The sequence below is a fragment of the Tessaracoccus sp. genome, from assembly GCF_016714275.1.
GTDB lineage: Bacteria > Actinomycetota > Actinomycetes > Propionibacteriales > Propionibacteriaceae > Arachnia.
Genome location: NZ_JADJNP010000002.1, coordinates 497,887 through 509,300, shown reverse-complemented (window position 1 = coordinate 509,300; position 11,414 = coordinate 497,887). Strand labels below are relative to the sequence as shown.

At 70.7% G+C, this 11,414-nt stretch carries 9 protein-coding genes; 7 read left to right on the top strand and 2 right to left on the bottom strand.

What is annotated here, in order from left to right:
- Positions 1 to 98: 98 nt before the first annotated feature.
- From IPJ61_RS11005 to IPJ61_RS10995, 3 genes are all read left to right on the top strand, one after another.
- On the top strand, positions 99 to 1,304 hold the full coding sequence (locus IPJ61_RS11005) for an MFS transporter (protein WP_297106987.1): 1,206 nt from the start codon (positions 99 to 101) through the stop codon (positions 1,302 to 1,304).
- 120 nt (positions 1,305 to 1,424) lie between these two features.
- Positions 1,425 to 1,919, top strand: coding sequence for an O-acetyl-ADP-ribose deacetylase (locus IPJ61_RS11000; protein WP_297106985.1), 495 nt, complete (start codon positions 1,425 to 1,427; stop codon positions 1,917 to 1,919).
- Complete coding sequence (locus tag IPJ61_RS10995) at positions 1,916 to 2,494, top strand: DUF6434 domain-containing protein (RefSeq protein ID WP_297106982.1); 579 nt, start codon at positions 1,916 to 1,918, stop codon at positions 2,492 to 2,494. Before IPJ61_RS11000 ends, IPJ61_RS10995 begins: the two co-directional genes overlap by 4 nt.
- Positions 2,495 to 2,592: 98 nt before the next feature.
- Here the strand turns inward: IPJ61_RS10995 and IPJ61_RS10990 are convergent, their stop codons facing one another.
- Entirely contained in the window at positions 2,593 to 3,252 is a 660-nt protein-coding gene (locus IPJ61_RS10990; protein ID WP_297106979.1) for a VOC family protein, read from the bottom strand.
- 92 nt (positions 3,253 to 3,344) lie between these two features.
- On the opposite strand from IPJ61_RS10990, the gene IPJ61_RS10985 reads away from it, so the two are divergent.
- From IPJ61_RS10985 to ftsY, 4 genes are all read left to right on the top strand, one after another.
- Positions 3,345 to 3,971, top strand: a complete 627-nt coding sequence (locus tag IPJ61_RS10985; RefSeq protein ID WP_297106976.1) for a GtrA family protein — start codon at positions 3,345 to 3,347, stop codon at positions 3,969 to 3,971.
- Positions 3,972 to 3,974: 3 nt separating this feature from the next.
- Positions 3,975 to 7,514: a chromosome segregation protein SMC gene (smc, locus tag IPJ61_RS10980; RefSeq protein ID WP_297106972.1), complete on the top strand. Its 3,540-nt coding sequence runs from the start codon at positions 3,975 to 3,977 to the stop codon at positions 7,512 to 7,514.
- A gap of 113 nt (positions 7,515 to 7,627) precedes the next feature.
- Positions 7,628 to 7,846 (top strand): hypothetical protein, encoded by a 219-nt coding sequence (locus IPJ61_RS10975; protein ID WP_297106969.1) that lies wholly within the window; start codon positions 7,628 to 7,630, stop codon positions 7,844 to 7,846.
- 48 nt (positions 7,847 to 7,894) lie between these two features.
- Positions 7,895 to 9,085: a signal recognition particle-docking protein FtsY gene (gene ftsY / locus IPJ61_RS10970; RefSeq protein ID WP_297106966.1), complete on the top strand. Its 1,191-nt coding sequence runs from the start codon at positions 7,895 to 7,897 to the stop codon at positions 9,083 to 9,085.
- Here the strand turns inward: ftsY and IPJ61_RS10965 are convergent, their stop codons facing one another.
- Positions 9,086 to 11,380 carry a RecQ family ATP-dependent DNA helicase gene (locus IPJ61_RS10965; RefSeq protein ID WP_297106963.1) on the bottom strand — a complete coding sequence of 765 codons (2,295 nt, stop codon included), beginning with the start codon at positions 11,378 to 11,380 and terminating at the stop codon, positions 9,086 to 9,088.
- Positions 11,381 to 11,414 lie beyond the last annotated feature (34 nt).

Below are 11,414 nucleotides of genomic sequence, written 5' to 3'. Positions count from 1 at the left end.
TGGATAAGCGGGGCTCTCCCTCCCTCGCCTGTTCCCGCGTTGACTGGGCGGCGTCGCGTCGAGACGCGCTTGCCGACCAAGCCATGAGAGGAATCCGCATGTCTGCTGACTCACCCGCGTCCGGGGGCCAACCCCCGGGCATGAGCGCGCCGCTGACGTTGCTGTTCGCCGTCGCCGGCGGCGTCGCGGTCGGCAGCCTCTACCTGGCGCAGCCGCTGATCGAGACCATCGCCGCCTCCCTCGGCGTCGACCCGACTGGGGCGGCCGCTCTCGTGACCGTGACGCAGATCGGTTACGCCGCCGGCATCTTTCTCCTCGTGCCGCTCGGCGACGTGGTCGACCGGCGCAGGCTCATCCCCGTGGTTCTCACCCTCTCGGCTTTCTCCCTTCTCGGTGCCGCGCTGGCGCCGACATACGGGGCGCTGCTCGCCGCTCTCGGCGCTGTGGGACTGACCGCGGTCGCGGCCCAGATACTCACTCCGCTGGCGAGCGAACTCGCCGATCCCGAGAAGCGCGGCCGGACCGTTGGCACGGTGGCGTCCGGGGTGCTGATCGGCATCCTGCTCTCGCGCACCGTCAGCGGCGTGGTGGCCGACCTATGGGGGTGGCGGAGGGTCTACGTTCTCGTCGCCGTCCTCGCGCTCCCGCTCGCGGTCGTGCTCGCCGTCCTGATTCCGCGACTGCCCGCCCGCCGGTCCATCCCGTATGTGCAGTTGCTCGGATCGGTGTTCACCGCGGTGGCGCGGCATCCTGCCGCTCCGGTCACGCTGCTGATCACCGGCGCGAACTTCGCGGTGTTCTCCCTGTTCTGGACCGCGCTCACCTTCCTGCTCACCGCTGAGCCGTTCGGCTACTCGACCACCCAGATCGGCCTCATGGGGCTCGCCGGGCTCGTCGGCGCCGTCGCCGGACGCAGAGCCGGCGTCATGCACGATCGCGGGTGGTCGGTCCCAGCCACGGGGATCGCCCTTGCGCTGCTCGCGCTCTCGCTCGTCGGGGCGTGGGCGTTCCAAACGTCGATCGTCGGCCTCATCGTCGTCGTGATCGTCCTCGACATTGCCGTTCAGGGAAACCTCATTCTCGGTCAGACTCGGATGTTCGCCTTGTCCGCGAGCGAGCGCAGCAGGCTCAACACCGCCGTCGTGGTGTTCAACTTCCTCGGTGGCGCGCTCGGATCATTCCTGGCGGGACCGCTGTGGTCGGCCGGGGGCTGGACCGCGATCACCGCCGGATCCCTCGCGGTCACGCTGTGTGCGCTGTGCGTCTGGGCGATGTCGCGGCGACGGTTGGCGGACCTGACCTGAACCCCGGTCGCGGTACTCCACAGCATGCGGTCCCGGGGCCCTGATCAGGTCAGCTCCCACTGGACGCGGGTTGGTACGGACCTGTGTCTCTGAGGCTCCGAGCCGGGCAGACTGGAATCTATGGACATTGAGGTTATCCAGGGTGACATCACCCGGCAGCAGGTGGACGCAGTGGTGAACGCGGCGAACTCTGGGATGCGTGGCGGCGGTGGTGTGGACGGGGCAATCCACGCCGCGGGTGGCCCGGCGATCCTGGCCGACTGCATTCGTCGGTTTCCCGGCGGCCTTCCAACCGGGCAGGCGGGCTGGACCACCGCCGGAGACCTGCCGGCGCGTTGGGTGATCCACGTCGTCGGACCGATCCACGGACGGGGCGACCGCCGCCAGCTGGAATCCTGTTACGCCCACGCACTGGCGGTGGCCGACGACCTGGGCGCGACATCGATCGCGTTTCCGCTGGTCTCCGCCGGCGCCTACGGCTGGCCGCTGGAGGACGCAGCAGGTGCCGCGGTGGAGACACTGCGCGCCACGCCTACCAGGGTCGAGCGATGTGTGCTGGTGGGCTACTCGAGGCAGACCGCAGCTGTCTTGCGCCAAGCGTTGGCGCGGCAGTGACCGGCACTGGCCCGTCGTTCGTCGGCGATGCTCGTCCCGCTCTCGACCCCAGCATTTCTGCCGAGGAGTTCCAGCGTTGGTACTGGTTGAGGGAAGAACTGGCGGGGTTCGCTCGGGTCCTTGGCATCCGGGTCTCTGGCGGCAAAGACCTGTTGGCGGCCCGGATCGCTGCGAGACTCGACGGGCGCGAGTTCGTCGAACCCGCGACCGCGAAGCGCGGCGGCGCGCACCAACTCACCGGCATCCTCTCGCCAGACACGGTGATTCCGCAGGGTCAGCGGTGCAGTCACGTCGTGCGGGCGTGGATGATCGAGCAAGCGGGCGAGGGATTCCACTTCGACGCCGAGATGAGGGCATTTTTTGCGGAGTCCGATGGCACGAGGACGTTGCAGGACGCCCTCGACCACTGGCACGCGACGCGGGGCAGGGCGCAACGCGGCATCGATCGCCAGTTCGAGTACAACCGCGTCACTCGGGCGTGGTACGAGGCGAACCCCGGCGGTAGCCGCGAGGACATGCGGGCTGCGTGGTGGGACTACCGCTCGCGTCCGGTTGATGAACGGGGCCGGACATAGATGCGCCCTCTCGCGCTTCCTGCACTCCGGGAGATCGTCAGTGGCTCCGCCTCTCTACGATGCGGTGGATACGTCGTCGGCGATAGTCGGGGTGGTGGCTAGCTGAAGACCACGGCGCCGTCGTCGTCGATGCGCCATCCCGGGTTGTGCGCGATCTCCCAGATGACGCCGTTCGGATCGGCGGCGTGGCCATGGAAGACGCCTCCGAAGGCGCCGTCCTGAGCGGGCTTGAGGATCGTTCCACCCGCAGCTTCGAATGCGGTGAGCGTGGCGACGACACTCTCGCGATCGGGCACATTGTGGGCGAGGGTCACTCCGCTGACTCCGCTGGTCGAGCCTTCGCGCTGCAGGTCTTGGTCGAACTTCTCGGCGTCGAACAGGCCGAGCAGGAGGCCCGGCGCGATCTGGAAGAAGACGATCTCGCCCGGCTCGTCGTGGAACACGGTCCAGCCCAGGCCGCCGCGATAGAAGGCCTTGGCGGCATCGAGATCGGGGGTCGCAAGGGTGAGGAAGTGCAGGCGCTGGTCCATGAGCTCAGTATCTCTGATCCAACGCACGACACGGCTCAGCAGCTTGCGCAGCAGCAGCCGTCCTAGCACCTCGACGATGGAGTCCAGCCCGAACCCGATCAGCGCGGCCGCGGACGCGGCGCCGTCGTCGTCGGCGGCGGCGGGGACGATTGCCTCGATGACATTCCAACGATGACCAATCGTAGATGGTCCGAACGCAAATCTGCGTAGGCTGTACGAGTTGTGCATTACGCACAGCTGAGTGAACCCACGCAGATTCGTGTACGGCGGCGGGAATGAGGCCTTCTCTCGGCGGTACAGTCGGGTCTTCGCTAGTCGACATGTTAGGGAGAGGCGGCCACGATGAGCGCACGCAGCCGGCGGAGCCCCGCGAGGGCGACGCGGTGAGCGGGCTCTCCGCCCGGCAGCGCCGGTCGCTCTGGCAGTTCGTGAAGTTCGGCTTCGTGGGCGGCTCCGGGGTGCTCGTCAATATGGCGGTCATCTGGGTGCAGCGTCACGGGTTCCCGATCATCTGGTCGGGTTCCGCGCACGGCGAGGGTGCCTGGTGGTCGATCCCCGGCACCCCGTTCAACATCCGCTGGTACCACGTGATGAGCATGGTGGCGTTCCTCGTCGCCAACCTCTTCAACTTCCAGTTCAACCGGCTGTGGACGTTCGGCTCGCACCGGCACGCGGGCTGGTGGCGCGAGTATTGGCCGTTCCTCACCGTCGGCCTCGCCGCGCAGGGCATCGGGATGGTGCTGCTCACCGCGCTGATGTGGGACCGCTCGCCGATCGAGCTGCCCAGCGACATCTTCGACAACTCCACCGGGTTCCGCACGAAGCTGTACTGGGCGCAGCTGATCATGATCGTGTGCACGCTGCCCGTCAGCTTCCTGCTCAACAAGTTCTGGACCTTCCGAGCCGTCCGCAGTCATCGCCTCAAGGCCTCGGAGGAGGTCTCGTAGCCGATGTACCTCAAGAAGCTCACCCTGCGCGGGTTCAAGTCCTTCGCCTCGGCCACGACGCTGGTGTTCGAGCCGGGCATCACCTGCGTCGTCGGGCCGAACGGCTCCGGCAAGTCCAACGTGGTGGACGCGCTCAGCTGGGTGATGGGGGAGCAGGGCGCCAAGTCGCTCCGCGGCGGCAAGATGGAGGACGTCATCTTCGCGGGCACGACCAAGCGCGCGCCGCTCGGCCGCGCGGAGGTCGAGCTGACCATCGACAACTCCGACGGCGCGCTGCCGATCGAGTACACCGAGGTCACCATCACCCGCACGATGTTCCGCAGTGGGGGCAGCGAGTACGCCATCAACGGCGCCACCGCGCGACTGCTCGACGTGCAGGAACTGCTGAGCGACTCCGGCATCGGACGCGAGATGCACGTCATCGTCGGGCAGGGGCAGTTGGACGCCATCCTGCAGGCGACGCCGGAGTCACGGCGTGGCTTCATTGAGGAGGCCGCCGGCGTGCTCAAGCACCGCAAGCGCAAGGAGAAGGCGCTGCGGAAGCTGGAGGCGACCAAGGCGAACCTCGAGCGGCTGCAGGACCTGGTCGCCGAGTTGCAGCGCCAGTTGAAGCCGCTGGGTCGGCAGGCGCAGGCCGCGCGCAAGGCCGCCGTCATCCAGGCGGAGCTGCGCGACGCCAAGGCCCGCCTGCTGGCCGACGACCTGGCTACGGCACAGGCCCAGCTCGCCGCAGAGCTCGCCGACGAGGCGGCCGCCGCCGAGGCGCGGGCCCGGGCCGAGCAGGCCGTGGCCCAGGCCCAGGCCGGTGAGGAGGCGGCCGAGCGCAGGCTCCGGGCCGCTGCCGCGGACTTCGACGCCGCCCAGGAGCAGTGGTACGCGCTCGCGGGCCTCCGGGAGCGCGTCGGCACCACCATCTCCATCTCTGCGGAGCGCATGCGGATGGGCGAGAACCAGCCCACCCTCGACGTCGGCGGCCGCGACCCCGAGGTGCTCGAGGCCGAGGCTACCGAGATCCGGTCCCGCGAGAACGCCCTGCGCGCGGAGGCAGACGCCGCCAACGGGACGCTGACCGACGCGACGCTGCGCCGGGGCGGCGCCGAGCACGAGCATTCCGCCGCCGAGCAGGCCTACAGCGCCGCGCTGCGCGCCATCGCGGACCGGCGCGAGGGACTCGCGCGCCTCGCGGGCCGGGTGTCGAGCACGCAGGCCCGCCTTGAGGCGTCGGGCGAAGAGGTCTCCCGGCTGGAGATCCGCCGTGGCGAGGCGGAGGAGCGCGCCGAGCAGGCCGGGCGCCGCTACCACGAGACGGAGTCGTCGCTTGCCGGTCTGGGCGCCTCGGAGTCCGACCTTGACGCCGTCTATGAGAAGGCCGCGGCTCTGGTAGAGGCCGCCGACACCGCCGTCCACGCCGTCAAGGCCCGCGAGGCCGACAACGCGAAGGCCCGCGCCGGGTTAGGTGCGCGCGTCGAGGCGCTGCGGCTGATGAGTGAGCGCAGGGACGGCGCGGCCGAGCTGCTGGGCTCCGGACGTGTCGAGGTCCTCGGCCGGCTGAGCGACCAGCTCACCGTCGAGGCCGGCTGGGAGGCCGCGATCGATGCGGCGCTGCGCGGCGCGGCCGAGGCCGTCGTCGTCCACGGTCTCGACGGGGCGGTCGCCGCCGCGGGTCACCTGGCCGAGCGCGACCTGGGACGCGCCCCTCTGGTGGTTGCGGGCGCTCCCGCGACACGCCCACGGCCGGTGCAGGGCACCTCGGCCCGGACGCTGGTCACGGCACCCCGGGAGCTGTCCGACGCACTTGACCGGCTGCTGGACGGCGTCGTCGCCGTCGAGGACGCCGCTGCCGCCGCTGCAGTCGTCGCCGCTGACCCCTCAGTCGTCGCAGTGACCCGCGCGGGGGAGTGGGTGTCGGCGTGGTTGGTCGAGGGCGGTTCCGCCGCCGCCCCGTCGCTGCTGGAGCTGCACGCGCAGCTCGCGGAGGCGGAGGGCGCGCTCGCCGAGGCGGACCACGAGGCGCAGCGGTTGCGGTTCGAGGCCGAGCGGGCGGCGTCCGCGCTGGCCGAGGCACGGGCCGATGAAGAGGCGGCGCTGGCGGCGCTGCACGACTCTGACGCGAAGCTGGCCGCCGTCGCCGACCAACTCGGATCGTTCCGCCAGGCGCAGGCCACCGCGCTGAAGGAGGCCGAGCGGTTGGAGGAGGCGATGGTCGCGGCCACCGCGGCCCGCGCGAGAGACGAGGATCAGCTCGCCGAGCTGACGGCGCGCCTAGAGGCGGCGTCGGCGGAGGACGACATCGCGGAACCAGATGCGGGCGAGCGCGACCAGAAGGCCGCGGAGGCGCGGCGGGCGCGGCAGGCGGAGATGGACGCGCGCCTCGCACTGCGCAGCATCGAGGAGCAGCTCAAGGCCATCGCGGGCAGGGCGGACGCGCTGCAGCGGGCGGCGCAGCACGAGCGGCAGTCGCGGGCGAAGGCTAAGGCGCGGGCGGAGCAGCTGCGTCGCGAGGCTGAGGTGGCGCGGGCCGTCCACGAGGCGGGGCTGCGGGTCGCGGACCTGGTGGAGCTCGCGCGGCAGCGGGCGACAGCCCAGCGCGATGCCGCCGACCAGGCTCGCCGAGAGGCAGAGGCGGGCACGACGCGCGCCCGGCACGAGGCGAAGGCCGCGGCGACACGGCTCGACGAGATCGTCCGCGGTGCGCACCGCGACGAGATGGTACGCGTCGAGTTCCGGATGCGGATCGAGCAGCTGACCGACCGTGCGCTGAGCGAGCTGGGCCTCGAGCCGGAACAGTTGGTCGTCGAGTACGGCCCCGATCAACCCATTCCGGTGCTGACCAGGCCGGACGGCACCGCGCTTACGGAAGAGGACGAGGCGCCGGAGCCTGTCGCCTACGACCGCGACCGCCAACAGTCCCGGCTGCGCGCGGCCGAGCGCAACCTCGCCATCCTCGGCCGGGTCAACCCCCTGGCGCTCGAGGAGTTCGAGGCGATGACCGCGCGCCACCAGTTCCTCGCCGAGCAGCTGGAGGACCTTCGGCAGACGCGCACAGACCTGCTGGACATCGTCGCCGAGGTCGACAAGCGCGTGCAGGAGGTCTTCGAGGCCGCCTACCGCGATGTCGAGAAGAGCTTCGGCGACGTCTTCGGTCGCCTCTTCCCCGGCGGCGAGGGCCGCCTCATCCTTACCGACCCCGGGGACTGGCTGACCACGGGCGTCGAGGTCGAGGCGCGCCCCGCAGGCAAGCAGGTCAAGCGCCTCTCGCTGCTCTCGGGCGGCGAGCGCTCCCTGGTCGCCGTCGCGTTCCTCGTCAGTCTTTTCATCGCCCGCCCCAGCCCGTTCTACATTCTCGACGAGGTGGAGGCGGCGCTCGACGATGCCAACCTCGGCCGCCTGCTGAGCATCTACGAAGAACTCCGCGCCAACTCCCAGCTACTGGTGATAACGCATCAGAAGCGCACCATGGAGATCGCTGACTCTCTGTACGGCGTGACCATGCGCGGCGACGGCATCTCCACCGTCGTCAGCCAGCGCCTCCACACCGACTAACCACTCGCCAGCCACCTGTTGCGGTGGACGCTGGCGTGTCGATTGGGTTTGGGTCGACGACGGTGGCAGACTCATTTGCGAGCCCAAGAATGCCGTCCTCGAAAGGGTCTCTCATGTCGTTTGCCGCCGGTTTCGCGGTGCTGCTGGTCATCCTCCTCGCGGTGGCCGTTTTTCTCGTCGTCGCCGTTTCCTCGGGGCATGTCACACTCAAGCGGCAGAAGCTGAATGAGCTCGCGGAGGCGGCAGAGATGCACATGAACGGCCGTGGTCAGGTTCCGCGGTTCATTGAGCGTCTCGAGGAGCGGATCGACGAACGCGTCTCCGCCCGCTGAGGGCGCACGCCAACCGCGAATGGGGCTCCGTGAGCCCTCGCCAGTAGGATGTCCGCCGTGTGGATCTTCTGGACCGTAATTGCCATCGTCGGAATCGCGCTCGTCGTGGGCGCCGTCGTCATCGCCGTTGACGGCCGCAGGCAGCGGGAGCTGCAGGCACAGACCAAGCCGGAGCTGACTCCCTCTGTTGAGGAGCCGGCGCCCGAACCCGCGGAAAAGGAGCCGGCAGCTCCCGCGGCCGAAGGTGAGCCTGAGCCGATCACCGAGCCGGTCGTCGTCGAGCCCGCGGCACCCGTGCTGGACGAGCCCGAGGCGCCGCTGTCGCGCTGGGCCCGGCTGCGGCGTCGGCTGTCTTCCAGCAACAACGCGCTCGCCCGGGCGCTCGCGGACCTCCTGTCGGTCGACAAGATCGACGCGGACGTGTGGGACGACTTCGAGACGACGCTCATCACCTCCGACCTCGGCGTTGGGCCGGCGACGGAGCTGACCGACGCGCTACGCAAGCAGCTCGCCGTCGACGGCGTCGCCGACTCCGCGAAGGCCCGCGAGGTGCTGCGCGCCGAGCTGTTGCGGCTCGTGAACCCCAGCCTCGACCGCTCCCTGAACCTGACCCCGGCGAACGACGGCGACCCGGCCGTCGTGCTCGTCGTCGGCGTGAATGGCACGGGCAAGACCACGACCGTCGGCAAGCTGGCCCGCGTGCTGGTCGCCGACGGCAAGTCAGTCGTGCTGGGCGCGGCCGACACCTTCCGCGCCGCCGCCGCCGAGCAGCTCGCCACGTGGGGCGAGCGCGTGGGCGTCGAGACCGTGCGCAGCGACGTCGACGGCGCCGACCCCGCATCGGTCGCGTTCGACGCCGTCGCGAAGGGTGTCGCCGATGGCACCGACGTCGTGCTCGTCGACACCGCCGGCCGCCTGCACACCAAGACCGGCCTGATGGACGAACTCGGCAAGGTCAAGCGCGTCATCGAGAAGAAGGCCCCGGTCACGGAAGTGCTGCTCGTCCTCGACGCCACCACCGGCCAGAACGGCATGACCCAGGCGCGCATCTTCGCCGAGGTCGTCGACGTCACCGGCATCGTGCTCACGAAGCTCGATGGCTCCGCCAAGGGCGGCATCGTCGTCCAGGTCCAGCGCGAGCTCGGCGTCCCCGTCAAGCTCGTGGGATTGGGCGAGGGCGTCGATGACCTGGCCCCGTTCGACCCCGAGGGCTTCGTCCAGGGCATCCTCGGCGAGTAGTCACCCCACCGATCCGAGGGCCAGCGGGAGCACCGCGTCGGCTCCGGCGCGGCGCAGCAGGCGACCCGCAACGGTGATCGTCCAGCGCGAGTCGATCAGGTCGTCGACCAGCAGCACGGGGCCGTCGAGCGACGATAGCCGCGCGGCCAGCACGGGAGGCACCGAGAACCGACCCCACAGGTCGCGGACCCGGAACGCGCTGTTGGCCGACCCCACCGGGGCGTCGGCGTGCAGCGTCAACGGGCCGAGCAACTCCAGCCGGCCGGCCCGGGCGATCCCCGTGGCCAGCGACTCGACCAGCCCCGGCCGGGAGACGCTCGGCACCCAGGCGACGGCGACCGGCCGCTCTTCCCACTCCCAGCCCTTCAACACACGCAGGCAGGCCGAGGCCAACGAGGCCGGAAGGTCCCGATCCATCGGGCGCCCGTCGCGGTCCGGCGCGAACAGCTCCCGGAGCGCGGTGCCGTAGCCGAGGTCGGTGAGTCGCGCGATGACCCGGCCCTCGGCGAGCTGCTCGTCGGCCGGAATCTTGCCCTTGACCGCCTTGCCCCCGACGGTGACGCCGACCCGGTCGAGTCCCTGCGGCCAGAGCGCCCGCGGCGGGACCTCGACACCCACGCGCTCCAGCGACTCCTGGGCGCCGCGCTCGGCGTCGAGCGACACATCGGTGGCGTACCACGGGCCGGCGCACACGTCGCAGCGGCCGCACGGCGCGCTCGCCGGGTCGTCGAGGGAGCTGGTGAGGAACGCCATCCGGCACTGGGCGCCGCGCTGATAGCGCAGCATCGCGTCCTGCTCGGCGACTCTCGACTCGGCGATCCGGTCGTAGCGCTCCTTGTCGAACGTCCACGCCCGGCCGGTCGCCGTCCAGCCGCCCTGCCCGTACTCGACGACGCCATCGACGGCGAGCACCTTCAGCAGCAGCTCCAACTGGCTGCGGCGGAGATCCACCCGGGCCTCCAGCGCGCCGATCGACAGCGGACCCGGCGCCTCGCCCAACGCCGACAGCACGGCGTCCGCCCGCTGCTTCGTCGGCATCGCGTTGGTCGCGAAGTACCGCCAGATCTCCTTGTCCTCGGAACCCGGAAGGAGCAGGACGTCGGCGCTGGGGGTGGCGCGGCCGGCGCGGCCGACCTGCTGGTAGTACGCGACGGGGGAGCTGGGGGAGCCGAAGTGGACGACGAAACCGAGGTCCGGCTTGTCGAAGCCCATCCCGAGCGCCGACGTCGCGATCAACGCCTTCACCTCGTTGCCCTTCAGCGCCTCCTCGGCAGCGAGCCGCTCCGCCTGGTCCGTGCGGCCGGTGTAGGGGAGCACACGGTGCCCGGCCTTCGCCAGCTGCGCTGCCGTCTCCTCCGCTGCGGCGACGGTGAGGCAGTAGACGATGCCGCTGCCTGGCAGCTCCGCCAGGTGTTGCGTCAGCCAAGCCAGACGGCGCCACGAGGTCTTCATCTCCAGCACGCCCAGCCGTAGCGACGCCCGCGCCAGCGGCCCGCGCAGCGTGAACACCTCATGCCCACCCGCGGCCATCTGCTCCTCGACGTCGTGCACGACACGCTCGTTCGCGGTCGCCGTCGTCGCGAGAACGGGGACGTCGGAGGGGAGCTCGGAGATCAGCGTGCGGATGCGGCGGTAGTCCGGCCGGAAGTCGTGGCCCCAGTCGCTGATGCAGTGCGCCTCGTCGATGACGACGAGGCCCGCGGTGCCGATCAGGCGGGGGAGTTGCTCGGCCCGGAACCGCGGGTTGACGAGCCGTTCGGGGGAGACGAGCAGGACGTCGACCGCGTCGTCGTCCAGGAGCCGCTCGATGTCGTTCCACTCCGTGACGTTGGCGGAGTTGATGGCGGCGGCGCGCACGCCCGCGCGCTCGGCGGCGGCCACCTGGTCCCGCATGAGCGCCAGCAGCGGCGACACGATGAGTGCAGGGCCAGCGCCTGCCCGGCGCTGGAGCAGCGCGGCGATGAAATAGACGGCCGACTTGCCCCAGCCTGTGCGCTGCACAACAAGCGCGCGGCGATGCTCCGCCACCAGTGCCTCGATCGCCTCGAACTGCCCGTCGTGGAACACGGCGTCCGGGTTTCCGGTCAACGCGCGCAGGACCTGGAGCGCCTCCTCGCGCAACCCGCGGGTGCCGCGTTCGACGACATCCCGCTGAGGCACGGTGCGGGCCACGCGCGGCGCGGTGGCGCGCGGGGCGGCCACGGCCTCGGCCAGGTCCGCGGGCGGCTCGTCCCAGGGGTCGGGCGGCAGCTCGTCGAACTCCGGCGGCGGCTCCAGGTCCCACGGTTCACTCATGCCGGACACCCTGCCATGCCCGACAGACAGTTTT